Source organism: Clostridium sp. OS1-26 (genome assembly GCF_030915445.1).
Lineage (GTDB): Bacteria > Bacillota > Clostridia > Clostridiales > Clostridiaceae > Clostridium_AM.
Genome location: NZ_CP133264.1, coordinates 3,101,978 through 3,127,630 on the forward strand (window position 1 = coordinate 3,101,978; position 25,653 = coordinate 3,127,630).

Here is a 25,653-nt window from a genome sequence, read left to right on the forward strand (position 1 = left end):
TTATATACATTTATATTCTCTAGAAATAATAAATAAATCAATAATAGACCTAATGGGATATAAAATGTTTAAATTAGTTTAATGTGGCTATAATCTAATATGTGAGTATATTTTGATTCCCCTAAAATATAGGGCTGGTAGCATAGCTACCAGTCTTTTTGTCGTGTAATACTTTATGTCTCTTGTAATAAATTGTATAATTTAACTATTAGCAAATGCAGATTAGTATCAAAATCAATTTAAGAGTTACAACTAAATAAACCATGCCTTTTTCAATATCTTAATACCTTCTTCAATCTGCATTTCGGTTAAACCACCAAAGCCAAGTAAAATCATGGGGAATTCACTGGATATACATTCAGCATAATGGATTGAAGTTGGATAGATTTTTATTTTCATCTTACGAGCAGATTGAATTAATTCTTCCTCTGTCATTCCATTTTTAACTTTCAATAAAATGTGTAGTCCTGATTTTTCCCCAATGATTTCAACTTTTTCTTTCATATATTTATCAATCGCGGAAAGCAGCACTGCATGCTTCTTACGATATAATGTCCTCATTTTATTTATGTGGCTTGACAAATGTCCTTCTTTCATAAATCTATGGAGTGTATTCTGATGAAGCCTAGATACGGTCTGCTTATATATTTTAAAATGTTCTTGATATTTCTCAACCAATTTTGAGGGTAAAACTAAATAACTGATTCTAATTGAAGGAATTAAAGATTTTGAAAATGTACCCATATAAATAACATTTCCATTGTTATCTAATCCTTGCAAAGAAGGAACTGGCTTTCCCTTATATCTAAATTCACTATCATAATCATCTTCGATTATATAACCATCTTTTTCTTCACACCATTTCAATAACTCTAATCTTCGAGAAACTGGCATAATCATTCCATAAGGAAATTGATGAGAAGGTGTAACATAGACAACTCTAGCAGAACTTTTCCTTAAATCTTCTATACAAATACCATCTTCATCTATTGAAACAGGATGGACACCTATTCCTTGGTCTTTAAAAACATTTTTTACTCCATTGTACCCAGGGTTTTCAATTGCATATGTATATTCTTTACCTAATAGCATACCTAATAGCATCATTAGATATTGTGTGCCTGCTCCAATGACAATTTGTTCTGGAACGCATCTCACACTTCTTGATTGGAAAAGATATTTAGATATCTCCTTACGTAGAAATTCCTCTCCTTGAGGGTCGCCTATTAATAAGAGATCGCTTTGATCCGAATACAAACATTTGCCTGTTAATTTTCTCCATATATTGTATGGGAAATTGTTTAAATCAACATTTCTTGAACAAAAGTCAATTAAGTATTCAAAGTTATCCTTCAGTATTATATTTTCATCAGGTTTATCAATAAGTGGTAGATTACATAATAAGTTATCTTCTAGTTTTTTTACAAATATACCTATACGAGGTCTACTTTCTACATATCCTTCTGCACATAATTGTTCATAAGCAGTTTGAATAGTATTTTGACTAATTCCTAGATATCTTGCTAATTTTCTTTTTGATGGCAATTTTGTTTCTGGTTCGATTGTCCCAATTTGTATTTCCTTTTTGATATATTCATATAATTGAACATAAAGTGGAGTGTTTTTTGAGTAATCCCAAATAGGCATAATTTCAATCATTTTTTATATCCTCCAACAACTGATACCATAAAATATGTTAAAACTGATGCTTTTTATTATACCAGATTAAAACTATAATTAGAAGAAAAGGCAGGAGAATTAATATGAATAAGATAAGTAATTTAATTTTAGAAATGATTAATTTTGACGCAGGTAAGCCAAAGTTAATTCAACATTTTATAAAGGTCCATGAGTTTGCAAAGCTGATTGGCAACATGGAGAACATTCCATCTGATAAGATGGAAATTTTAGAAGTGGCAGCCATTGTTCATGATATAGGGATTAAAGTTTGTAAGGAGAAGTACGGTAAATGTAATGATAAACTTTTGGAACAGGAAGGACCTATTTATGCAAAGGAATTATTAAATAGACTTGAATTTAAGCAAGAGGTAATTGAGAGGGTAAGCTACTTGGTGGCTTATCACCATAATTATTCAAATATTGATGGGATTGATTATCAGATTTTAGTAGAGGCTGATCTTCTTGTGAATTTATATGAAAATCAAAATAACAAAGAGTATATACAAAATACACATGACAAAGTTTTTAAAACTGAATCAGGACGAAAACTTTGCAGTCAAATGTTTATGAAAGAAGATTAAACAGAAATGTCAAATAAAATCAGGAAGGTGAAGAGGCGTGAAAAATCAGGTGCTTTTAATTAATGATTTAGCTGGATATGGGAAAGTGGCTTTGTCTGCTATGTTTCCAGTGTTGGCTCAGGCTGGATTGGATATTTTTAATCTTCCTACTGCTTTGGTTTCGAATACGCTTGATTATGGAAAATTTGAAATTCTTGAAACCACAGAGTATATGAAAAAGACATTAGCAGTTTGGAAAGAATTAAGATTTTCTTTTGATGCAATTTGTACTGGATTTATTACATCTGAAGAGCAGACAAAATTAATTCATGAGTATTCTCAAGCACAGAAAGCGAAAGGCACGTGGATATTTGTTGATCCTATAATGGGGGATGATGGGAAACTTTATAATGGTATTTCACAACAACACGTTTCTTATATGAGAGAATTGTGTGCTGTGGCAGATGTTATAGTTCCAAATTTTACAGAAGCTGCTTTATTAGCAGAAATGTATCAGGAAAGAACCAATATCAGCAGGGAAGAAGGAAGAAAATTGATAGAAAAGCTGAGAATGCTTGGCTCAGAATCTGTTATTGTAACCAGTGCCAGAGTTGATGGCAAAGATATGGTGATAGGGTATGACGGAAAAAAAGAGATATATTTTGAAATTCCATTTGAATATGTTCCGGTACGTTTTCCGGGAACCGGAGATATTTTTTCAGCAATCCTAATAAGCAGGGTGTTGACAGGGGCACAACTTAAAGATGCAGTTAAAATTGCCATGAATGTGGTGAGAAAACTGATTCTTTTAAATCAGAAAAACTCTGACAAATATAAAGGAATTCTAATTGAGAAAAATCTGGAGGTGTTGAATTTTGAAGAGACCTAAAATAAAAATTACTTTGATTGAGCAAAAAGGAAGAATGGGATGTCATAGAGGACACAAAATTGGAGATTGTTTTGATTTTGACAATGACAGGGGAAAGCTATGTCCAATGGTTATGCATACAGGTTTTCCATATATTGATATTTTACGATATGGGGGACAGATTCCAGGGCAGCCTAAAGGAACAGCAGTGTTTTGTTGCCCCGATGTAGATACAATCAATGTCTTTAAAATTGAAATAGATGAGGAAGAAAGGGAGTGTTTTTGAGTAATCCCAAATAGGCATAAATCTTCCCATTATTCATAACCTTATGAGAGTATTAGAATTAGGAAGACTGAACCGTACCATAAATAAATGAGTTTTATTGACTTAGCTGTATTTTATACATAAATATGGGTTTATACAATACAATAGTTATGAAACATAAAATTCAAAAATTATAATTGTAACTTTCAGTTTAAAATAATTTTATCCAATTCTATATTGACAAATATATCATATACTACTATACTTTACAGTAGTATAATAAATGGTGGTGATTAAATTGTCTTCAATAAATTTAATAATACTTGGTTATTTGAAGGACCAAGAGAAAAGTGCCTATGAAATGGTTAAAGAATTTGAGGTATGGAATCTTACTAAGTGGCTAAAAATCAGTAATCCGTCAATTTATAAAAATATAATTAAATTATGCGATAATGGATATTTAAATTCAAGAACTGTTAAAGAAGGTGAAATGCCCGAAAAAACATTATATTCACTAAACGAAAAAGGAAATGCATATTTCAATGAACTGATGGAAGAAAGCTCAAAACATATAGGGTATCTTTATTTAGACTTTAATGCATTTTTAGTTAATATAGAGAAGTTGTCAAAAGAGAAGAGAAAAGAATACCTTGAAAACTTCAAAAACAAGGCAGAAGAGCGTAGAGCATTTGTAGAATTAATTCATAATCAAGAAAAACAGAACAATAAAAAATCTGGTTCTGAAGTTCTCATATTAGATTTATATAATGAATTTTATAACGTTTTACAAAAATGGTCTGAAAAAGTTTTTGATTATTATAATTAATAATTTAATGTCTGTAATAAATCTTTATATTGCAAGACATTTTTTTTACCCAACTACTATACTTTATAGTAGTTTATTATACACTAATATGTTTTATATTATTTAGGAGGTTTATCTTATGAACAAAAAATATCAAATCATTTCTTTTGTAGCTATTATTTTAGGATTTTTTATGGCATTATTAGATACAACTGTAGTAAATATCACTTTGCCTAAAATGACCGAATACTTTAATACTACTATGGATCATATTTCTTGGGTAGTAAATGCCTATAATCTAGCTTCTGCAGTTATTCTAATAACTGCTTCCAGATTGGCAGATCAATTTGGCAGAAAAAAACTGTTTATTGCAGGAGTATTTTTATTTACTATATCTTCACTGCTATGTGGTATTGCAAATTCCCTTCAAGTACTTATATTATTTAGAACACTTCAAGGGCTATCCGCAGCTTTTGTTGTGACTGTTGCAATGCCTCTTTCTGCTGAAATATTCCCACCAGGGAAGAGAAGAACTATTATGGCACTTTGGGGAGCTTTTGCAGGTCTTGCTGCTGCAAGTGGACCATCGATTGGTGGTATAATAACTCAATTTTTTAATTGGAGATATATTTTCTTTATTAATGTACCTATAGGTTGTATTTGTATACTACTAACTATGAAATTCATAAAGGAATCTTATGACCCAACTGCAAGTAAAAGTATAGACTTTGGGGGAATTATAACAATCTCTATTGCTATGTCTTGCTTAACTTTCGCATTAATGAAGGCTAATGAAAAGGGCTGGACTTCAAGCTTTATTCTTTCCTTCTTTGCGGTTTCTGCTATAGCCCTTATACTATTTGTTATTATTGAACTAAAAGTTAAGGAGCCCATGCTTCCACTTAGTTTATTTAAATCTGTACCATTTACAAACGGCTCGATTACTCTATTCTTACTTGGACTTGGTATGATGTCTGGTACCTATTTGCTATCTTTTTTCCTAATTCAGGTTAAAGGATTAAATCAACTGTCAGCAGGACTTATTATTTCAACTATGTCCTTAACTTCAATGCTTTTTTCAATATTAGCTGCTATTTTGACAAAAAAATTAGGCAGCAGATTAACTAGTGCATTGGGTATTCTTTTACTTTGTGCCTCTTGCTACTTAAATAGTTCTCTTACTCAAAATTCTTCAAATATAGATATTATTTTAAGATTAATTGTTGCTGGTTCTGGTACGGGCTTAAGTATGGCAACACTAATAGGTTCTACAATGGCTAACGTTCCTGTAGATAAAATAGGAATAGCTTCTGGAATAAATAACATGACAAGAACACTTGGAACTGTACTTGGAGTTGCCTTATTTTTAACTATATTTACATCAAATATGACTACCCAGATGTTTGATGCTAAAGACTCTGCTGTGCAAATAATACAGAATGACACTGTATTTGATGACAAAACCAAGCTGCAGATGATTTCTTCTATCAAAGCAGGTAGTGATAAACGCGTTAGTCTTTCAGAAATATTAAACACAATTGATAAAGAAGAAACTGCTGTGCTAGCCGCTTCTCCAGCGATGGATGAAAATAAAATCAAAGAAAGTTTTGAAGTTCAAAAGAAAGAAATAAAAAAAATAGTACCTAATATCCAAGATACCTTTTTGACCTATACTGTTAAAGCTTTTAGTTTTACATTTAAAATGAGTTCTGTAATTCTTTTACCAGGTATACTTTTTGCATTATTCAGTGATAAAAAGAGAAATCCTGATATAAAAAATAAGCAGTTTGTTAAAAACACAAATAATGCTTCAGCAAGCTAAATTGAGTAGGAGCTGAATAATTATTTTATTCAGCTACCTCTAACACCACTGTGCATACCGTTCAATACACAGCGGTTCAATAAGAATTAATTTACTTGTTTATATCTTTTATAGATACTTGTATATCCAATCTTTTCAAGATAGAAATTTGTAAGAGTTGTTGCTAATATAGGGCTATTCGACAATAGCTCTATATTAGCAAATTCCCAAGCTCTATATTCGTTGATTCCAAGTTTCTAAGGTTATCATGCTTGGTTTTAATCCTTTTCCATTGTTTCCAAAAACACATTCTTAATCTTCGCCTTAACCTATTATAATAAAAGAAAAGGTGGTATGGATATAATGCAATATTCATGTTTCCTCAGGTAGGAATTAATGAATCAATGCTTTTTGTATCATTAGGTACATTAATAAATAAATATAAGTTAAATGAAAAGATAAGAAATTCAAGTCTACTCAGTATAATCTTTATAATAATACTATTAGTTGAAACATTTATATTAAATAAAAATGGTATTGCTAAAGATGATAATATGTATTTATCACCTATAATTGCAGCTCCACTGATATTTATTTGGGCAATTAACTATAATAAAAATATTAGAGCAAAAATTTCTAAAGCCTGTAGAGAATACAGTGTTGGACTATATTGTTCTCATCAAATAATAATGCTTGGGCTTGGGATATTTATGCCTATACTTTTTGCAAATACAGTGATTAGATTTATCATCACTTTATGCTTTTCTAATTTAATTATCACAATAGTAAGAAAAGCTAAGTTAAAGAAAATTCTTTTAAGGTAAACTGAGAGAGTAGGGGATTAAACAATTTTCTTTATAATTGGTGGATTTATGCAAAAAAAGCTGAAAAAGTAGGTAAATTAGATTTTGAAAATAAAAAGTGATTTTGAGTTTACTAAAAAAAGCGGTAAAAGAAGATCCACATCGTAAAGAGTGGTATATGAGCCAAAACTCAGAATATGCAAACTATGTATTATCGGGAAAAGAAGATTCAGAAAAAACATTAGAAAATTTAGGGCGAGATAAAATTAAAAACATATGGCGTAATGTAATAGGCATATCCTTACTTATAGTGTTTTTGGGGGGAGCTTTTATATTCTAAGAAGACCATAGATAAAATCATAAGAGTAAGGCTTTTAGAGAGGGAAAGCTAAGATTAAAGAGATAGCTGGTGTAAGACATAACTTAATTGATGATGAAGGTAATTAATGAAATAAGCTTTACTAATTTTTTGGAGGTATATTTTTCAATTTTATTGAAGTAATAACTTTTGTATTTTTATCAAACTGAATACGAAGTTCTTGTCCATATTTACCGATACCACTAGCAGAATATGTGATCCATCCCATTTCTTTCATAGAGTCAAATGTTGGAGCACCATAGGCCTTAAGTATATCTTCGTATGTTGATGACAAAGTAATACCTTTTGGTAATACTACAGTATTTTGATATGAATCACCTTTTTTCTCTATTTCAATGGCGCCTATCATGGCATCATCAAACTTCACTGTAGATCCACTTGTATTATAAATTGTTACATCAATACGACTGTCTTCACTTTTACTTCCATCATCCATATGAATTAAGTCTACATAATAACCATTTTCTAAAGGATTTCCTTTATCTTTATAGTCATTAAACTTCCATCCATTAGCCACTAAGGTTTGTGTTTTAATGGGTAGAGAGTATTTTATTCCGTTTAAAGTAATATCACCAGATAGAGGTTCAGTCTTCATTTGATCAGTATATGTTTTAATATCTTGTTCTGTAAGTTTCTTAACTTTTTTAGCTTCGCCGCAGGCAGTTAATGTAAATAAGCATAGGCATAGGCTTAAACATAAAATAATTACTTTTTTCATAAGTTTATCCTTTCGTTTTTGAAAATCTATTTTTGTAAAATGACATTCAAGCAGTTCAAATGATTTTACTACCTGCTTATCAATATAAAGAAGGTCAAATTCATCATAGAGATGGATTATCCTTGAAATTTTGTTATATGTCCAACTATCTCTTTAATTTTACATTACTTAATATAACATTTCATTCTTCATCATCTTTGCTGCCATATCTACAGGTTATTTGACCCTATAGCATTATACCATAATTTTCATCAAAGTAAAATAAATGGGAATATTGTAACCTTAGACATGAATATGAGACATTAGTTTTTGATAGTTATCAAAATAAGTTGAATTATTCTACATGTTTCTATATAATTTTACAATATATGAAAATTGTATATGAATTATAAATATTATCGATGGGATGATATGATGGAAAGTTATTTTTTAGGACTTTTATATTGGGCAAATGATTTTCTTACATTTCAAAATAGAAGTGGATGGTATAAACATAGCGAAAAAAATGAAGATAGTATTTATAATATTCCATGGGATACTGTACTTTCATCCGAAGATGCTATTTCACCAAGAACTAGATAGAGCAATTTTAAAGGATAAGCCTTATAAATAAAATTTACTAAAATCTTCCTTTCTATTTAGTATAATTCGTAAACCGACACTTCTGTTAATCATGTTGATATCATTAATAACAACTTCACCTATTATTTTATTAGATTCTTTTGAGAAAATTAGAAAATCAATCCTACTTGTATCACTAGATATGTTCTCTAAATATCTTTCTATATCTGACTTGCTAAATAATTGCAAAGGAAATAATAAGAGTAATTAATAAATAGTATATTTTAAAAGTTGCTATTTTATAAAATGAAGTAAATTGATCTAATTGGCTGAGTATATTTATTGATACTCAGCTTTTTTTATAAGATAAAATATTATATATACTTGAATAATAGGTTTATACATGTAAAAAACCTCACTTGCAATTGTTATGGAGAATCGTACCACAAGTAAATGGCAGAGTTAGTAATACATTGACATTACAAGGGTAAAGGTATATATAAACATGTAAGAGATTTAAGAATTTAATAATCTTATGAAATGGATATAATGATGGAAGAAATAATATTAATATAGTTAAAAGGGTAGGAGGATGGACAATATGGATGATAACATATTACGCACCGTACCGAGTTTATATCTTGCTAATTATTTAAATGATTTTGAGGATCTTTTAGCTAAGTACGATATAGTAAAGAAGATTTATAAGAAGGGTTAAGTTTTAACTCAATAAGGAGCGATCAATGAAATCGCATATTATGTGTAAGCTCTGATGTATATATTATAAAAAAATATATATCCAAGAAGGTACTTAGGCTATTTTACACTATGTTTATTTCTATATTCAGAAGGTGTACAATTCATATATTTTTTAAATGCTTTTCCAAAATAACTTATTCCATTAAAACCTGCATCAAAAGCAATGATAGAAATAGATTCTTTACTTTTCAAAAGTAGTTCTGATGCCTTTAAAGTTCTATATTCCATTAAATATTCAAAAGGTGTTACTCTTAAAATCCTCTTAAAACTACGACAGCATTCACTTTTACTTATATTTGCTGCCATTGCAATATTATTTAATGGAATATTCTCTGCATAATGTTCGTGTATATACTGTAATGCTAATTTTACACGTTCTTCATCGTGGGAAACTGCTGATACAGAATCTTTAATTTCTTCTTTCATCTCTCTAATTATATTTAACCAAAGAATACCTAGGTAATTTTTTATTTCTAGTTCATATCCATAGGGTTTTTCATTCCACAAGGAAAAGACTTTTATATATTCTAATATGATTTTCTGCCACTGAACATCGGGCTTTAAACAGATAAATTTTAAATCACTGCTTTCAAGGATTGGATTCAAATATTTTTTTTCAATAAGTGAATGCTTATTACCGCCAATTAAGGTTGGGTCTAGGTCAATGGAAAACATCAGACAATTATTATTCTTATATGGCTTAATTTGATGAAGTACATTTGAATTCACCATAATTCCTTCTCCAGCTTCTAAGGTAATTTCTTGATTTTCAATGAAAAAAGTTATCTTATCATAAAGACAATAGGAAAATTGTAGTTCTTTATGCCAATGCCACTTGATATATCCATCTTCAAACAGATTAAATTTATTCGTATAAATTGTTATTGGAAAATCATAAGAACCATGTTTTATTGTCTCCTGTAAATTTTCATCTACTACTATTTTTAATGTTTTCATTTTTATCATCTCGCTAATATAGTTTTAACTTTTGACAATATATTAATTGTTATATATTGAAAATAATAATAAAATTATTACAGATTTATTTAAATAAATCAATATATTTGCAATGAATTTGTAACTTGTTCAAAATAATTGCAAAGAAAAGGAGTATATATGTTAAAAAAATATGCAACATTTTTAAAAAATATAGCACTGATTTTGATAGGAAACACTATTTATGCTTTGGCAGTTACTATGTTTATTATTCCAAATGGATTTATTACTGGAGGATCTACAGGATTATCGTTAGTATTTTATCATCAGCTAGGTATTCCTATTACAGTCTTTGTTTCAGTTTTCAATATACTTATGTTTATTCTAGGAGCATTAATACTTGGTAGAACTTTTGCATTAACTACACTAATTAGTACTTTCTACTATCCATTTATTTTTAGTATTTTTCAGAAAATCTCTTTTTGCAGCATATGACTTCTGATAATCTACTTTCTGCAATTTATGCTGGAATAATGATTGGAATTAGCATCGGAATGGTAATTAAAGCCGGTGCATCTACTGGAGGTATGGATGTACCACCACTAATATTAAATAAAAAGTTTGGTTTTCCTGTTTCTGTAGTAATGTATGGATTTGATTTTACTATTTTGTTGGCACAAATGCTTTTTGCTAATAAAGAGCAAGTACTGTATGGGATTTTATTGGTGATGATCTATACTGTTGTGCTAGATAAAGTATTACTACTTGGACGGTCTTGTACTCAAGTAAAAATCATAAGTGAAAAGTATAATGAAATTAACCAAATGATTATTCAATATATAGATAGGAGCTCTACATTATTGCATGCTGAAACAGGATATTGTCGCAATGAAAATCCAGTTGTACTAACTGTAGTTTCAAATCGTGAATTGCCTAAGTTAAATAATCTTATTCTTTCTATTGACCCAAAAGCTTTTATGATTATTAATCGAGTTAATGAAGTTAAAGGCAATGGCTTTACTACAGGTAAAATATATAAATAGATATTAATATTGATAATAGTGAATTTTACATATAGTGCTTTGCCTCCATCAATAAAACACACGAATACATAATGACCGTATTGGAGGAATCCAATACAATTTTTAATTTCATTATGCTTAGGATTATGAAAGGAGAACTAAATCCAGAGAGAGGAGGTTCTCCTTTTTATGTAAAGTGTTGACTCTAACACCACGTCATAGTGTAATATAAAAATATAGCTTGAATAGATTAACAAAAACTCATAGCCGGCTGAGTATTAGATAATATTGATAGCTGTAAAATCAAACTTTGAGGTGTAGCAATGAGAACAGTAAAACAAGTTTCGGATTTGACAGGAATAAGTGTGCGCACACTACATTATTACGATGAAATAGGATTGTTAAAACCAAGTGAAATTACAGAGGCAGGGTACAGGCTTTATGACGATGAAGCCCTTAAAACCTTGCAGCAAATTTTATTTTTTAAGGAACTTGATATACCTTTAAAAGATGTTAAAGAGATAATGTTGAGTCCATATTTTGATAAAATGCAAGCATTAAAAAATCAGAAAAAGCTGCTTATTTTAAAAAGAAAAAGATTGAATGGTTTAATAGAGCTTATAAATAAAACCTTAAAAGGAGAAAGTATGATGAATTTTAAAGAATTTGATATGAGTGAATATTTTAATGTATTGGAAGAGGTTAAAAAAGAACATGAGGATCTTATAATTAAAAGTTGGGGTAGTATAGATAAATATAATGAATTTATTGAAAAGTGTAAATCTAAGGAAGATGAAATTGCTAAAAGCGCTATAAAGCAGTATGGAAGTATTGAGAAATATGCTAAAGCTATAAAGAAAAATTTTAATAGTGATATATTTACTAGAGAAGAAAAATTTGATGAGTTTAAAAAAGATTGCTTGGAAGACAAACATCCTAAATTAAAAGAACTATATAAAAAGCTTGTATCTGACTTAAGTAAAGATCCTTCTTCAAAGGAGATTCAAGAGATTGCTGAAGAAATAACAAATATAGCTAAAAAAGATTATGAAATTTTTAAAATTGATAATGGAGATGATTATTGGTACTCTATGGTACAAATTTATTTACTTTGGCCTGAATGGATAAAAGCAGTTGATAATAAATATGGAAATGGTGCGTCTAAATTTATCGGAAAAGCTTTAAAAAATTATTTGAGAGATAAGCAGCCTAAAATAAATACATTATATGAAAAGCTTACATCTGACTTAAGTAAGGATTCTTCTTCCAAAGAGATTCAACAAATTGTTGAGGAAATTGCAGATATAACTAAAAAGAGTCATGAATCTTTAAAAGTGGATGTGGGAGATAACTATTGGGGATATATGGCTAATTCTTATTTATCAAACTCTGTGTATATAAAAGTAATGGATAAGCAATATGGAAATGGTGCATCTAAATTTATCGGAGAAGCCCTAAAATTTTATTCTGAAAATAGTAAGTCGTGAATTAAAAACTATGAAGGATTTGACATACAGAACAAAAGTTACAAGTATTAACTTAGATATTCAATTTAGAATACTTGCTTATGTTTGGAAAACAAGCGAATGGATTATGACCTTCCAAGAGATCCAATCTCTTTCTCACCACCAATAAAAAAGGTATCAGTGCTTTTGCTGAAACCTTTTTTATGAGAAAAAATGAACTATAATCAACTTTTATTTACTTACACAGTTTCGACCTTTTTTCTTAGCTCTATACAGGGCTTTGTCAGCTCCTTTCATTACATCGTTAGAATACTTATATTTACTGTTTTTCTCACATACTCCCATGCTTATAGTAACAAATAATTGGCTTGAATTTCCACCTTTTGATTTTGATCTTTGAGCTTTTGATGATTTTCTGGTGTATCCTGATTTGGATACTTGTTCACGTAAGTTTTCCAAATGTGGTATTACGTCATTTATAGATTTACCTGGAAACAAAATTGTAAATTCTTCCCCACCATAACGAAAGGCTTTCCCACCACCTGAGACCTGCACTAAATTAGAAGCTACCAATTTTAAAACATCATCTCCAATATCATGTCCGTATGTATCATTGAATTTTTTGAAAAAATCAATATCTATCATCGCAATAACATATTTATTTCCTAGTTTCATCAAGTCCTCCCTAAGGGCGCGGCGGGAGGGGATTCCCGTAAGTTCATCAAGATATGCCATGGAGTAGGAGTCCTCAATGATGATGATAATTAACATTAAACCGGAGGCACTTAGAAATATAGAAAAAGATATTTTATCATTAATGAAAAAGAGGGCTGTAAAAACAGAAATAATAACACCAACTAATCGTACTTCAAAGACACTATTTTTCACATAGGCTTTTATCATAAAAAATATCAGCGTTAAAAAGAATATTAGCAAAGCTGTTTGATTCATAATAGTTTTCTCTAAAGGGAGGTTTATGAATTTATAATTCAATACCTTTTGTATTGACGAATTATTGGATACAGCAATTTTATATATAACAAACAGCTCGATTAGTATAAGGGAAATACGTATTTTTCCCCATAAAGAGAATATGCCTCTTTCCTTTAAGTGCGAGAAAGTAACGATATTAAGAGGTATAAGCAAGCACATCACTGGATAAAGGACCTGAGAATAAGTTATGATGTTTATTGACAATTTTGAATAATAGTTTAAAAACAATTGAAATAGGGTAAGCAGTAGAATTATCAGGAAAACCCTCCCTCGATTAAATCGAATGCTTAAGGTGATGCCTAACCCAAATATAACATATGAAGAATACTTAATAACAAGTACAACAGGAGGTGTGAATGAAGGGATTTTTTTGATCAAAAAATAACACCCCAAAAGAATAAAAATATAAGTAATATGTGAGAAGACTGTTTTAAAAGTAATTTTCACTTAAGTTGGACCTCCTTTAATTATGCGCATATATTATACTTATATGTAGTTTAAGAAGCTAATTTGTCGATAAAGGCTATATAATAAATTTCGGCTATTCAAATAGAATCTTTAATTTTGGAAATTATAGAAGAATGATGTTAATTAAATAAAATTTATATTTGTAATAAGATATAAAAAAGAATGTGGCAGAGTTTTTAAGTATTTCCGCATTGTTTTTTTATTACAAATATTGTATAATTATTTTAATATGACTGGTCAAAATAAAATAATCACTAAGGTAAATTAGGAGGGAACGCATGCCTAAAGTAGGGATGGAACCAATAAGAAGAAGTCAAATTATTAACTCAACATTAGAGTGTATCTGTATTGAGGGCATTGAAAAAATGTCATTAGATATGGTGGCAAAGGAGGCTAAATGTTCTAAAGGAGTTATAAGCTATTATTATAAAAGTAAGGATAATCTAATTCTAGAATCCTTTAGGGCATTTTTAAATTACTATAAGATAAAGATTGACAGTGAAATAAGGAAGAATATGACACCTTATGAAATGCTGAGGGTAGTACAAGAAAATGCGCTTCCGAAATATTATAATATGGATAAGGAACCTGAGCCCAAATTAAATGTTTCAGAATTTGATGGAGTGAAATTAATGAATATCCCACCGGCAAAGAAGGCTAAGTTGTTTGTAAATTTCTTTTCAAGAGCAATGATAGATACAAATTTGCAAGAGGCTTTACAGGAAGTGTATAAGGAAGATCATAGTGGAATTTCATCAATTATTTCCCATGGGACTAAGGCTGAAATTTTTAAAGAAACAGATATAAATAAATCTGCTTATGCAATAATGGCATTGTATATAGGTATAAGCATGTTGAGGGTAGTTGGTTTTAAACCGGAGCAGATTAATGATGATATCGATGTGTTTTGGAATGTAATGAATAGTATGTTTGTTAAATAATGCAAGGGGGGATTAATGATGTGTAAATATCTCATCCATTATTTTTCAGGTACGGGAAATACCTATCATATGGTTAAAACAATAGAAAGGGAATTAAGTAATAGAGGAAATGAAGTGGATTTATTAAATATTGAGAAATACAAGGATATAAAATTAGTTAACTATAACTTGCACATATTCTGCTTCCCGGTTTATGGCTTTGGGACTCCTTCAATTATGCTAAGATATATTTCAAGTCTTAAAGCTGAAGTGGGATGTAATGCAGCTATTGTGTGCACTTCTGCAGGAGCCGAAGGACAATCCTTAAATCATTGCAAGTACTTGTTGAATAAGAAGGGGTTTAAGGTGTTTCTTACAGATATGGTGGTTTATACTTACAATTGGACTCAAATCTTAAATCCGCAAAGTAAGGAAATAGAGGAACGGGTATTTAAAGATGCAGAGGCTAATGTAATAGAGATAACAAAAAAAATAATTAATAATGAAACTTACATTAAGAAAACAAATATTATAATTCTAATATTGTCATGGCTTATTTTTAGCATATTTCATAATTTAGGACGAAGAATTTTAGGTAAAACATTTATAGCAGATGATACTTGCATCAGCTGTGGCAAGTGCAAAGATATCTGTCCTGCAAAAGTAATATATATGTATAACGGAAAACCAAGGTGGAAGAGTAATTGTGAAAGCTGTCAAAGATGTATTAATATATGTCCAAAAACATCGATTCAATTGTCAATAATAAAGTTAGCTATTTTTGTGACTTTAGAATTAGTACCAATTTTAGTAATAGTGGATATAAATAATTATATATATTATTTACCAATAATAGTAAATATGATTCTGTATTGTATAATGTTTGTGGCAAATACTATTATAGCAAATATCTTAATTTCTATAATGGAAAAGGTAGGTTTATTTAAAAAAATATTTAATATTAGCTACACTAAAAAATATAGAAGGAATATAGCAAAAGGTTTTAATATTAAATGAAAAAAATTAACTTAACGTAAATATATTTTTTAGATATACAGTATTAAAGGTAAATGGACAATATGTATAAAAAAAGACATATAACTATAGTAAGCATTATTTTAGCAATAGGTATCATATTAGCCTTTATTGAACATTTTGTACAGCAGGTTAAATACATGATAAAGTATTAAAATACAAGAAATTTAGTGATAATTCATCGGGAGATACTTTTTGTATCTCCTTTTAATTTTTCTAAGCCCTTCTTCCGTTCTTTGGTTTATTGAATCACTTAAAAATTGTTTTATTCTAACTATAGAATTTAATATTAATTACAGCTAAATATACGTCATATACAGTTAATTGCATACTATATTCATTCACACATTGTATTTAAAAATATTTTTTGCTATAATATAGATGAGGTGAGAATATATGGATAGTAGTATATTAAATGTTGAACAAGCAGTAGAGTTTTTAGGTGTAAGTGAAAAAACACTAATAAAATTACTTAGAGAAGAACATATACCGGCCAGAAAGATAGGTAGAGAATGGAGATTTAGTAAAGAGGCTTTAATAAGATGGTTGTCTTCTGGTGATTCATGCAATTATATTAATAAAGCTGAAATCTATCAGATTTCTGTGGATGAATCTGGTACATCTGAACAACTATTAGACAATATTTGCTCACATTTATCAAGCTTAAAAAGTGATAATAATATCAAACTTATTTTGAAAAAGCTTGACAAGGATGTAAGTATTCCTAAAGATGCGAGTTTAAGGATGAGTTATAAACAACAAAGAGACATTGAAAAGCTTGAATTTAAGATATACTGGCCTCAGAGAGAAGAGTATAAAATTGATATCAATCAAAAATAGATTTTTAGGGGAGATGTTCTATGAATAATATGTGGCTTGTTTATGCACTGTTGTCAGCTGTATGCGCTTCCTTAGTTGCCATATTTGGGAAAGTAGGTCTACAATCAATAGATGCTAATACAGCTACTGCTATAAGATCAGTTGTAATGGCTGTCTTTTTAGTCATTGTAGTAGCAACCCAAGGGAGCCTAAGTAAGATACCTGAAATAATTTCAAACAAAAAGGCCATCTCATCTATATTTTTAAGTGGAATCGCAGGTGCGCTTTCCTGGTTATTTTATTTTCTAGCATTAAAATTCGGAACGGTTCCAAAGGTTGCGCCAATTGATAAGTTAAGTGTAGTTATAGCTGCTATACTGGCTGCAGCTTTTTTGGGAGAAAAGATGAGCATGATGAATTGCACAGGTATTGGATTGATTGCTATCGGTGCAATTATAGTAGCATTAAGCTGATATTATTTCCAATACTTTGAGCTATTCCATATATATTAAGAACTCATTATGAAGCTACAGTATGAGTTAATGACATTTGAACATAAAACTTGTATATTATAGACAAAGCATATTTATTTTATTGTAAATGTATGTAATAATAATGTATAAATAATAAATATTGTCAAGTAAAAGGAGGGGCTTATGAATATCGAAAAACTTATCGAAGCAATGGGAGAAGGAGTTGGAAAACTTGTTTTTCATAAAAAAGATGGGTGTAGTAAGAAGATTAGTATTGAACAAATGAGTCCTACAGATATATTCAAAGTAGTTTTCAATAGATTATTTAATGAAAAAAAGTACAATGAAGCAGAAAATTTAATTTTTGATGAATTAAAAGAGAATTATTCACCTGAAATATATGAGGTTGCACTTGAATTTTATAATTCATTACTTGATAAGAGTGATGAAGAGCTAAATAAAAGCAATTTTCCAAGAGAAGAAATTTATCAAGGATTAAATTCTATACAAAAGCTTAAAGATAAAGAATAGTTCAACTTACCACATATATTGTAAAATACAAAACTTAGGGAAGAAATATAAACCAATTGCCCTAGTAAAGATTAAAAAACAGGACTTACCGTAACTAAAGTAAGTCCCTGTTATATCTTTCAATAATAATGCAAGTGAATATAATAAAAAAATAATTAATGCTGATATTGAACAAACTCCCATAAGCTAATTATTTCTTATTCATTAAGATTAAACCTATAATACTTACGCAAATTCCTAAGCCATTTGTAAAAGTTATTTTAGTATTATAAACAAAAATACCAAATACAATTAACAAGATTGTCGAAATTATGCTAACATAAATAGGAGCAATGGCTATATTCCATCCACTTCTATAGACATATAAATATCCTATTTCTAATCCAAATGCAGATAACCCTAATACATAGCTTGCCCAATTTAGCTGTTTTAAAGAATTTGAAATGCCTAAATTTGTTGGAAATGAAATTAATGCCAATACAGAGAATATTATTGCGGTAATATATGTGATTATCATGGATATAAACGGATTTATTGATTGATTAATAGATTTTTGGCTGATATTATATAATGCAGTTGATAAAATTGTGATTATCATGGATATATAGTACATATAATACATCCTTTCTTATATATTTTGACATGGTAATCATTAGAATAAAAGCCCCTGATTCTTTTATTCTAATGATTATAGATATTACAGTTATTTTACAATAGTGTTTTTTACTTGTAGAATAACTAATTTTTTATCTCCATTGTTTGTAAATCCGTGGCTTTCTTCATTTGGAGATAGGATTACATCATTCTCTTTAATTGAAATATCTTTGCCATCTATAGTTATTATTCCTTCACCACTAACTACATAGAATATTTCATCTAAATTTGAATGTTTATGAGGAGTCATTGTTTCGCCTGGTTCATAGAATAAAATACCTGAGTCCATTGTACCTTCTGTAAATAGTGCTTTCCTTTTGGTTTTTTCTGTAATAGCGTTAATATTTAATATTTCCATAATTATGCATCTCCTTAATTTATAATACTTATTGAAATGAATTGTTAAAGTTACTATTTATGGTAAGACTACATTTTATTCTTTCATAAAAAATTTCCTCCTATGTTTTTCTGATTTACAATATTATAATATAATCGTTATTAACTTTTTACAAGAAGGCACTATTTCGTAATGCCCTAACTAAACAGTTAGTATCAATTTATATATGATGGGAGAGAATGCAGATGACATGTAGTAAGTTATGTCCAATTGAAGAGACTGTTAAACTTATTGGTCACAAGTGGAAAGTTCTTATTTTAAGAAATTTACATGACAATGGAACACAAAGATTTAATGAACTTGAGAATGGAATTAATGGGATAAGTCAAAAAATGTTAACACAGCAGCTTCGACAAATGGAAGCTGATGGATTGATTATTAGAAAAGTATATCCTGAAGTTCCGCCTAAGGTTGAATATTCTCTTTCAGAACTAGGAAGGAGTTTAAAACCAGTATTAGATTCCATGAATATTTGGGGGGGAAATTATATTAAAGCTAATAAACATCTTTATAAGGATTAATGGAGAAATATTATCGTAACTCTTACCCTAATAATACAGGTAAGAGTATTTTATTTTTTGGTAGGTAATGAAATGATAGAAATAGCATTTAAAAAAGAATTGGATAAGGCAAAATCAATCTTGTGAATTATAGGTTACAATTCTGGCGAATATCATATAATGTTAGTAATCTCAAAAAATTCATGTGGAGGGAGAAATTAATTGAACAGATCGTTACTGGATTTACTTAAAAAGGGCGGGTATATACTATATGCTAGGCATGGAGAAGCAACAGTAGGAGTAGATCAACCTAATTTAAATTTTTGGAACTGTTTTACCCAAAGAAATCTTTCTGAATTGGGTAGAAGACAAGCGGTTTACTATGGACAAATTCTTCGTAATTTACAAATTCCTATTAGTTATCCCATTATAGCTAGCCCTTTTTGTAGAACTATAGAAACGGCACAATTGGCTTTTGGAAGTGCAAATGTTCAAATAGATCCATTTTGGTTTGAAATTTATAGGTTGGATGAAAACTTGTCAAGTGCAGAACAAAAAAGAATATTAGACTCTCTTAATTCAAAATTAGAAATCAAACCGCCTCAAGGAAGTAATAAGATTATTATTGCTCACAGTTTTCCAAAAGGGATTGGGTTGGGTCAAATCCCTAACATGGGAACAGTTATTGTTAAGCCGCTGGGACAGGGACATGGTTATGAAATCATTGATAAGTTATCCTTATCAGATCTAGCGAAGTTGTAAGAAAATGAATTGTAAGCCATTTAAGTTTTTATATTAATTGACAAATGAGCCATAAGATACTTAAAAAAATATCTTATGGCTATACTTATTTTACATAAATAATATTTACCTTTGTTATTTCTGCACTATTCTTTAGACTAGATTGCATTTGTAATTTTTTGTTAGCATACTATAGCAAATATGTAATAACTTGTGTATAATATATTATACATATATTCAATATAACACACGATATTTGGAGGAAATTATATGAAAGATTTCAACTCAATAATAGGTAAAAATCTAAATAATATAAGAAAACAAAAAAATTTAAGTCTTGATAAAGTTGCTGAACTTACTGGAGTAAGCAAAGCAATGTTAGCTCAAATAGAAAAAGGCAGCTCAAATCCAACTGTATCTACTCTATGGAAAATAGCTACGGGGCTAAATGTATCCTTTTCTTATTTTATGGAAGAAGATAATATGGGAATTGTTCATGTTTGTCACAATGATATTAAGCCTATAATAGAAAGCGATGAGAAAATGAGAGTGTTTCCTCTTTTTCCCTATGATAATACTAGAAAATTTGAAGTATTTACTATTGAATTGGAGGCAGGGTGCAATCATCAATCTTTGCCACACAATGAAGGTATTGAAGAGTATATTATCGTTACAAGAGGACAGATGGAAGTGGAAATAGGAGCTTCAACATATAGGTTATCGTATGGAGATGCGTTAAGATATTTTGCAAACGAAACCCATTGTTATAGAAATAAAACAAATGAGACAGTGAGTTTTCAACATATAATATATTATTTAAAATAGAATATGTTACCTCACAATCTTTATAAGTGTAAAGGAATTGTAAGTTTATGTGAATTAAAATACACATAGAAAAGAGGTTATATAATGAGTGTTAAGAAAATATTTTGGGAAAACCCTTATTTAACTGAACTTAAAGCAAAGGTAACGAGTGTAAATAACGATGTTATTACTCTTGATCAAACAATAGCCTTTGCCTTTTCAGGAGGTCAGCAGTCTGATTCAGGGACTATAGGAGGGTATCAAATCATAGAAGCTAAGAAGAAAGGAAAAGAAATTTTCTATACTATTGAGCAAAATCATAACTTAATATCTAATCAAGATGTCATGGTTACAATTGATTGGGAAAAAAGGTATAGATTGATGAAATTACATTTCGCAGCAGAAATTATCTTGGAATTAGTATACCAAAACTTCAATCATCCCGAAAAAATTGGAGCAAATATAACTGTTGATAAGGCAAGAGTAGACTTCTTCTGGAATGGAAGAATTTCCTGAAATATTCCCAGAGCTTCTCAATAAAGCAAATAACATAATAAACTCAAACTCGCATATAATAAGTGATTTTGATGACGAAGAAAATGAAAAGAGATATTGGTATATAGAAGGATTTGCAAAGGTTCCTTGTGGAGGAACGCATTTAAAGAAAACAGGAGAAATCGGTTCAATATCTTTAAAAAGAAACAATTTGGGTAGCGGTAAAGAAAGAATTGAGATATACATACAATCCTAATAACCCACTTTTAGTTGCTTCGCAATATTCTTATATTATAAAATTGATAAGTCCTACACTCTTGATCAAAAGAATGTAGGACTATTTATTGCTATAATAAAATTCCAATGTGAAATAGAGGATACTTATGTAGATATAGTTTATACAGTTATAAAATAATTATATAAAAGAGGACAGCTGTCCTTTTTTTATTTTAATAGATTATTTATACTAAAAATGTGCTTTTTATAGAATGGTGGCGATAAATATGAAAAAAACTTTTGACAGGAAAATAATTATGTCATTTATACGGAAATATAATTTAGAAAAAGTACTTAAGGAAAATATTATTGAGCAGATGGAACTTATTAGTTTTAGCAAGGGAGAAGTTGTATGTAGTAATGACAGTGAATTAAGATATATGTTCTTCCTTGTTGAAGGTAAAATTAAAACATATACTCTTCATGATAATGGCAAGTCTATTCTGCTAGGATTTAGTTATCCATTAAGTGTATTGGGTGATGTTGAATTATTTACGGACTATAATGTTATATGTAATGTGGAATCTATAGATAAATCAACATTTATAGCAATAAAAATGGAGAAATTAAGAACATATGCTTATGAGGATGCAATTTTTCTCAAGTTTATTATAGAAAATTTAAGTAGTAAATTATATAGTACAACTAGTGCAACGTCAATAAATCTTTTATATTCTTTTGAAACTAGGCTGGCAAGTTATTTATTGTCAATGAGTAATTATAATGATAATTTATCAGATTACATAGAAATTAAAATTCCGAAATTAACTGAAATAGCACCGTTGCTCGGAACAAGCTATAGACATCTTAATAGAACAGTAAAGAGTTTATTAATAAGGATATAATACAGAAGAGAAAGTCTATGGTTATCATTAAAAACCTTGAAAAGTTAAAGGAATTATCGCAAGGAAATATTTATGAACATTAGTTTTAGTTAAGAAGTGTCGTAAATGTAATTTATTGTGCAATATAAATATTAAAATTATAATGGAGAGTGATATACTAATGAAGTTTATAAATATAGAAAATTGGAAGAGAAAAGACCACTACAATTATTTTAAGCAACTTGATTACCCGCATTTTAATATTTGTGGAAATCTTGATATTACAAATTTTTATAAGCATATTAAAGAAAATGAACTGCCATTTTTTATATCTGTTCTATATGCTTCCACAAAGACAGCAAATAACATAAAAGAATTTAGATTTAGGATAAGAGAAGATAATGTAATTGAGCATGAAACTGTAAATCCTTCTTTTACTGTAATAACTGAAGGGGAGGTATTTAGTTTTTGCACATCAAACTTTATAGAGAAATTTAAGGATTTTAAAAATAATACGTTAAAGGAAATTGAAATGGTAAAAAATAATATAAGCATAGAAGATGAACCAGGGCGTGACGACTTGTTGTATATTACCAGTATTCCTTGGGTTTCATTTACTAACATCACTCACCCAATCCAGATGAATCCTGTTGATAGCATACCAAGAATATCATGGGGTAAATACTTTGAAGAAGGTGATAAAATTAAGTTACCAATATCTGTACAGGCACATCATGCTTTGGTTGACGGAATACATGTTGGACAGTTCTTTAATGGCTTCCAAGAAATTTTAGATAATCCTATGAAGTATCTATAAACAGAATTCTTGGCTTCAGGTGGAGTTTTGATTCCCCCAAAATATAGAGGCTGGTAGTATGACTACCAGTCTTTTTGTTTATGTAATACTTTATGTTTCTTGTAATAAATTGTATAATTTAACTATTAAAAAATGCAGATTAGTATCAAAATGCGAAATAAAGAAATTTATATTTTATTTAGGGGGTTACTATGGGAAAAGTATTGTCTGAAATGTCATTAGAAGAGTTATGGGAACTATTCCCTATAATTTTAAAAGAACATAATCCTGCTTATAAAGAATGGTACTTAAGTGAAAAAGGTGGAATAGTTAATGCTATAGGTGAAAATAACATAAAGCAAATTAATCATATTGGAAGTAGTGCTATAGAGGGGTTGATTGCAAAACCAACTGTAGATATTTTGTTAGAAATTAATTGTAACTGTGATATAGAACAAATAAAGTATAAATTAAGTAATGCGGGTTGGACATTAATGTCATATGAAAATAAGCCAGACTTAAAAATGTCATTTAATAAGGGATATACTCCAAATGGTTTTGCTGAAAAAGTCTTTCATCTCCATGTACGATTTAGTGGAGATTGGAATGAATTATATTTTAGAGATTATCTGTTAATCCATAAAGAAGTAGCTGAAGAATACGGAAAACTAAAGCAAGAATTAAAAGAGCAATACAAACATAATAGAGATGGATATACTACAGCTAAAACCGAATTCATTATGAAATATACAAAAATAGCAAGAAAAGAGTTTGGTAATAGATATTTATAAGGATTAAGAGCATAACATTTAGTTATTACACAAAGGAACTACATATCCAAAAAAACCATGCTAATTCTCTTATTTAGCATGGTTTTTTATTGATTAAATCTTAATGAAAAATATAACCTTATACTTTTTTTAGCTTAAATTTTGAAACCATAAGATAAGTAAAAATTACTACTAAAATAGTTGATAAAAGTGTAGAAATAGCATTGCCAGGTGTAACTAATGAAAATAATGCAATAATAGAACCTGCAACTGTTATAGGAACCCCAGTAAAGACACCATCAAATTCACTTAAGTTGTATTTTGCTAATCTGTAACAACCACTCATAATGTATGATAATGAAATGCAAGTACCAATTATACCTATATAACTTGGACTAAAAAAATAGTACTTAACAAATATTAAAAGAGCTGGTGCAACTCCAAATGAAACCAAATCTGCTAAGGAATCTAATTCTTTTCCGAGATTACTAGATACATTTAAAAGCCTGGCAATTTTACCATCATATCTATCTATGAGAGCTGCTATAATTATTAACATAGCGGCACAAAAGTAATTTTGATTAAAAGTTTCAAGTGTTGAGAGAACTCCTAATGATAGATTAGTAAGTGTAAGTAAATTAGGTATAGACATTTTTAACATATAATCACTCCCTATTAATTTAATTAGTTAACTTTGTAAGAATCTTGATCATTTTTATCATATGAAAATTTATTTATAAGTTTATCTTTATAAAGCATCCCTAAAATGAACGATATTAGAGCTATTAAGGATATTATTATTGTTGATGCATAATTGCCATAATGAAGATTGGAACCAATGCTTACAGATGCTAAAAGCCATGGAAATCTACTAATAATTAAAATTCCAAAAAACCTTAATGGCTTTATAGGCGTTAATCCTGCAACATATATCAAAAAATCCTTCGGTAATCCAGGTACTAAGAAAATAATAAATAAAATGATAGAAAATTTTTTGCTATCCATAATATCCATCATCCATTTAGAATTTTTTCTCTTTAAAAGCTTTTCTATAAAAGAGCCACCTATAAGCCTAGTAAAATAAAAAGCTATGATGGCTCCCAGTAGCATTCCTAATGTTGTATAAATTAAGCCTAAGGTCACACCATAAATATACCCACCAGCAACCTGGATTACTTCTCCAGGAATTGGAGCAATCACTGTTTGTAGTATTTGAAAAAAAATGAATACAATAGATCCTAAACTCCCTAGAGAAACTATATAACTTCTAAATTTATCTAAAGACATAGTCAATTCAAGGATATACGGTAAATATTTTAGTGCTAATAGAACTGTAAAAACACCCACTATAATTAGCAATATTTTACAAATTAAAAATTTTCTAGATTTAGTCATAACTGCTTAATCCTTTCTTTTATTTTCAATTAATAGTCTATTAAAGATATCTTAAGATTTACCTATAGCAAATCTTAATAATTCTTAAGACATCTAAATAATATAGATTTTAAATATATTGCATTATATACTAATAGTG

Annotated in this window: 33 protein-coding genes; 25 read left to right on the forward strand and 8 right to left on the reverse strand. The window is 29.1% G+C overall.

What is annotated here, in order from left to right:
- Positions 1–252: 252 nt before the first annotated feature.
- Positions 253–1,659: a PLP-dependent aminotransferase family protein gene (locus tag RCG18_RS15095; protein WP_308036872.1), complete on the reverse strand. Its 1,407-nt coding sequence runs from the start codon at positions 1,657–1,659 to the stop codon at positions 253–255.
- A gap of 104 nt (positions 1,660–1,763) precedes the next feature.
- Between RCG18_RS15095 and RCG18_RS15100 the strand changes: the two genes are divergently transcribed.
- The 7 genes from RCG18_RS15100 (at position 1,764) to RCG18_RS15130 (ending at position 7,122) form a co-directional block, all read left to right on the forward strand.
- Complete coding sequence (locus RCG18_RS15100; protein ID WP_308036873.1) at positions 1,764–2,261, forward strand: HD domain-containing protein; 498 nt, start codon at positions 1,764–1,766, stop codon at positions 2,259–2,261.
- A 37-nt stretch (positions 2,262–2,298) separates the two neighbouring features.
- Positions 2,299–3,129, forward strand: coding sequence for a pyridoxamine kinase (locus RCG18_RS15105; RefSeq protein ID WP_308036874.1), 831 nt, complete (start codon positions 2,299–2,301; stop codon positions 3,127–3,129).
- Positions 3,116–3,394, forward strand: a complete 279-nt coding sequence (locus RCG18_RS15110; RefSeq protein WP_308036875.1) for a TIGR04076 family protein — start codon at positions 3,116–3,118, stop codon at positions 3,392–3,394. The genes RCG18_RS15105 and RCG18_RS15110 overlap by 14 nt, the downstream gene beginning before the upstream one ends.
- Positions 3,395–3,671: 277 nt before the next feature.
- Positions 3,672–4,199 carry a PadR family transcriptional regulator gene (locus RCG18_RS15115; RefSeq protein ID WP_308036876.1) on the forward strand — a complete coding sequence of 176 codons (528 nt, stop codon included), beginning with the start codon at positions 3,672–3,674 and terminating at the stop codon, positions 4,197–4,199.
- Between the two features lie 118 nt (positions 4,200–4,317).
- On the forward strand, positions 4,318–6,000 hold the full coding sequence (locus RCG18_RS15120; protein WP_308036877.1) for an MFS transporter: 1,683 nt from the start codon (positions 4,318–4,320) through the stop codon (positions 5,998–6,000).
- A 353-nt stretch (positions 6,001–6,353) separates the two neighbouring features.
- Positions 6,354–6,803 carry an acyltransferase family protein gene (locus RCG18_RS15125; RefSeq protein ID WP_308036878.1) on the forward strand — a complete coding sequence of 150 codons (450 nt, stop codon included), beginning with the start codon at positions 6,354–6,356 and terminating at the stop codon, positions 6,801–6,803.
- 103 nt (positions 6,804–6,906) lie between these two features.
- Positions 6,907–7,122 carry a hypothetical protein gene (locus RCG18_RS15130; RefSeq protein ID WP_308036879.1) on the forward strand — a complete coding sequence of 72 codons (216 nt, stop codon included), beginning with the start codon at positions 6,907–6,909 and terminating at the stop codon, positions 7,120–7,122.
- Positions 7,123–7,243: 121 nt separating this feature from the next.
- Here the strand turns inward: RCG18_RS15130 and RCG18_RS15135 are convergent, their stop codons facing one another.
- The gene (locus RCG18_RS15135) at positions 7,244–7,879 is read right to left on the reverse strand and encodes a hypothetical protein (protein ID WP_308036880.1); all 636 of its coding nucleotides are present in this window, start codon (positions 7,877–7,879) and stop codon (positions 7,244–7,246) included.
- A 381-nt stretch (positions 7,880–8,260) separates the two neighbouring features.
- Between RCG18_RS15135 and RCG18_RS15140 the strand changes: the two genes are divergently transcribed.
- The gene (locus RCG18_RS15140; protein ID WP_308036881.1) at positions 8,261–8,461 is read left to right on the forward strand and encodes a hypothetical protein; all 201 of its coding nucleotides are present in this window, start codon (positions 8,261–8,263) and stop codon (positions 8,459–8,461) included.
- A 795-nt stretch (positions 8,462–9,256) separates the two neighbouring features.
- Here the strand turns inward: RCG18_RS15140 and RCG18_RS15145 are convergent.
- Positions 9,257–10,156, reverse strand: coding sequence for an AraC family transcriptional regulator (locus RCG18_RS15145; RefSeq protein ID WP_308036882.1), 900 nt, complete (start codon positions 10,154–10,156; stop codon positions 9,257–9,259).
- A gap of 159 nt (positions 10,157–10,315) precedes the next feature.
- On the opposite strand from RCG18_RS15145, the gene RCG18_RS29085 reads away from it, so the two are divergent.
- From RCG18_RS29085 to RCG18_RS15155, 3 genes are all read left to right on the forward strand, one after another.
- Positions 10,316–10,630, forward strand: coding sequence for a YitT family protein (locus RCG18_RS29085; RefSeq protein WP_374118908.1), 315 nt, complete (start codon positions 10,316–10,318; stop codon positions 10,628–10,630).
- A 38-nt stretch (positions 10,631–10,668) separates the two neighbouring features.
- A complete protein-coding gene (locus RCG18_RS29090; protein ID WP_374119144.1) occupies positions 10,669–11,178 on the forward strand; it encodes a YitT family protein in 510 nt (169 codons plus the stop codon).
- Positions 11,179–11,480: 302 nt separating this feature from the next.
- Positions 11,481–12,644, forward strand: a complete 1,164-nt coding sequence (locus RCG18_RS15155; protein WP_308036883.1) for a TipAS antibiotic-recognition domain-containing protein — start codon at positions 11,481–11,483, stop codon at positions 12,642–12,644.
- Positions 12,645–12,854: 210 nt separating this feature from the next.
- On the opposite strand, the gene RCG18_RS15160 is transcribed toward RCG18_RS15155, so the two are convergent.
- The gene (locus tag RCG18_RS15160; RefSeq protein ID WP_308042039.1) at positions 12,855–13,394 is read right to left on the reverse strand and encodes a GGDEF domain-containing protein; all 540 of its coding nucleotides are present in this window, start codon (positions 13,392–13,394) and stop codon (positions 12,855–12,857) included.
- Between RCG18_RS15160 and RCG18_RS15165 the strand changes: the two genes are divergently transcribed.
- The 6 genes from RCG18_RS15165 (at position 13,375) to RCG18_RS15190 (ending at position 17,862) form a co-directional block, all read left to right on the forward strand.
- A complete protein-coding gene (locus RCG18_RS15165; RefSeq protein ID WP_308042132.1) occupies positions 13,375–13,515 on the forward strand; it encodes a hypothetical protein in 141 nt (46 codons plus the stop codon). The genes RCG18_RS15160 and RCG18_RS15165 overlap by 20 nt on opposite strands.
- A gap of 847 nt (positions 13,516–14,362) precedes the next feature.
- Positions 14,363–15,025: a TetR/AcrR family transcriptional regulator gene (locus RCG18_RS15170; protein WP_308036884.1), complete on the forward strand. Its 663-nt coding sequence runs from the start codon at positions 14,363–14,365 to the stop codon at positions 15,023–15,025.
- 15 nt (positions 15,026–15,040) lie between these two features.
- The gene (locus tag RCG18_RS15175) at positions 15,041–16,021 is read left to right on the forward strand and encodes an EFR1 family ferrodoxin (protein WP_308036885.1); all 981 of its coding nucleotides are present in this window, start codon (positions 15,041–15,043) and stop codon (positions 16,019–16,021) included.
- Positions 16,022–16,435: 414 nt separating this feature from the next.
- Positions 16,436–16,879 (forward strand): helix-turn-helix domain-containing protein, encoded by a 444-nt coding sequence (locus RCG18_RS15180; protein WP_308036886.1) that lies wholly within the window; start codon positions 16,436–16,438, stop codon positions 16,877–16,879.
- A gap of 20 nt (positions 16,880–16,899) precedes the next feature.
- Positions 16,900–17,331, forward strand: a complete 432-nt coding sequence (locus tag RCG18_RS15185; RefSeq protein ID WP_308036887.1) for an EamA family transporter — start codon at positions 16,900–16,902, stop codon at positions 17,329–17,331.
- A 183-nt stretch (positions 17,332–17,514) separates the two neighbouring features.
- Positions 17,515–17,862, forward strand: a complete 348-nt coding sequence (locus RCG18_RS15190; protein ID WP_308036889.1) for a DUF6483 family protein — start codon at positions 17,515–17,517, stop codon at positions 17,860–17,862.
- Positions 17,863–18,052: 190 nt separating this feature from the next.
- Here the strand turns inward: RCG18_RS15190 and RCG18_RS15195 are convergent, their stop codons facing one another.
- Positions 18,053–18,475, reverse strand: coding sequence for a hypothetical protein (locus tag RCG18_RS15195; protein ID WP_308036890.1), 423 nt, complete (start codon positions 18,473–18,475; stop codon positions 18,053–18,055).
- A gap of 90 nt (positions 18,476–18,565) precedes the next feature.
- Positions 18,566–18,874, reverse strand: a complete 309-nt coding sequence (locus RCG18_RS15200) for a cupin domain-containing protein (protein WP_308036891.1) — start codon at positions 18,872–18,874, stop codon at positions 18,566–18,568.
- Positions 18,875–19,098: 224 nt separating this feature from the next.
- On the opposite strand from RCG18_RS15200, the gene RCG18_RS15205 reads away from it, so the two are divergent.
- From RCG18_RS15205 to RCG18_RS15240, 8 genes are all read left to right on the forward strand, one after another.
- Complete coding sequence (locus tag RCG18_RS15205) at positions 19,099–19,434, forward strand: helix-turn-helix domain-containing protein (protein ID WP_308036892.1); 336 nt, start codon at positions 19,099–19,101, stop codon at positions 19,432–19,434.
- Between the two features lie 201 nt (positions 19,435–19,635).
- Entirely contained in the window at positions 19,636–20,175 is a 540-nt protein-coding gene (locus RCG18_RS15210; protein WP_308036893.1) for a histidine phosphatase family protein, read from the forward strand.
- Positions 20,176–20,424: 249 nt separating this feature from the next.
- On the forward strand, positions 20,425–20,979 hold the full coding sequence (locus RCG18_RS15215; protein WP_308036894.1) for an XRE family transcriptional regulator: 555 nt from the start codon (positions 20,425–20,427) through the stop codon (positions 20,977–20,979).
- An 84-nt stretch (positions 20,980–21,063) separates the two neighbouring features.
- Positions 21,064–21,474 (forward strand): hypothetical protein, encoded by a 411-nt coding sequence (locus RCG18_RS15220; RefSeq protein WP_308036895.1) that lies wholly within the window; start codon positions 21,064–21,066, stop codon positions 21,472–21,474.
- Entirely contained in the window at positions 21,458–21,709 is a 252-nt protein-coding gene (locus RCG18_RS15225) for a hypothetical protein (RefSeq protein ID WP_308036896.1), read from the forward strand. The genes RCG18_RS15220 and RCG18_RS15225 overlap by 17 nt, the downstream gene beginning before the upstream one ends.
- Before the next feature lie 247 nt (positions 21,710–21,956).
- On the forward strand, positions 21,957–22,574 hold the full coding sequence (locus tag RCG18_RS15230) for a cyclic nucleotide-binding domain-containing protein (protein WP_308036897.1): 618 nt from the start codon (positions 21,957–21,959) through the stop codon (positions 22,572–22,574).
- 160 nt (positions 22,575–22,734) lie between these two features.
- Positions 22,735–23,370: a chloramphenicol acetyltransferase gene (locus RCG18_RS15235; protein WP_308036898.1), complete on the forward strand. Its 636-nt coding sequence runs from the start codon at positions 22,735–22,737 to the stop codon at positions 23,368–23,370.
- A gap of 191 nt (positions 23,371–23,561) precedes the next feature.
- Positions 23,562–24,140, forward strand: coding sequence for a GrpB family protein (locus tag RCG18_RS15240; protein WP_308036899.1), 579 nt, complete (start codon positions 23,562–23,564; stop codon positions 24,138–24,140).
- A gap of 118 nt (positions 24,141–24,258) precedes the next feature.
- Here the strand turns inward: RCG18_RS15240 and pssA are convergent, their stop codons facing one another.
- Both pssA and RCG18_RS15250 read right to left on the reverse strand, forming a co-directional pair.
- Complete coding sequence (gene pssA, locus RCG18_RS15245) at positions 24,259–24,780, reverse strand: CDP-diacylglycerol--serine O-phosphatidyltransferase (RefSeq protein WP_308036900.1); 522 nt, start codon at positions 24,778–24,780, stop codon at positions 24,259–24,261.
- A gap of 23 nt (positions 24,781–24,803) precedes the next feature.
- Positions 24,804–25,514 (reverse strand): TVP38/TMEM64 family protein, encoded by a 711-nt coding sequence (locus tag RCG18_RS15250; RefSeq protein ID WP_308036901.1) that lies wholly within the window; start codon positions 25,512–25,514, stop codon positions 24,804–24,806.
- Between the last annotated feature and the right edge of the window lie 139 nt (positions 25,515–25,653).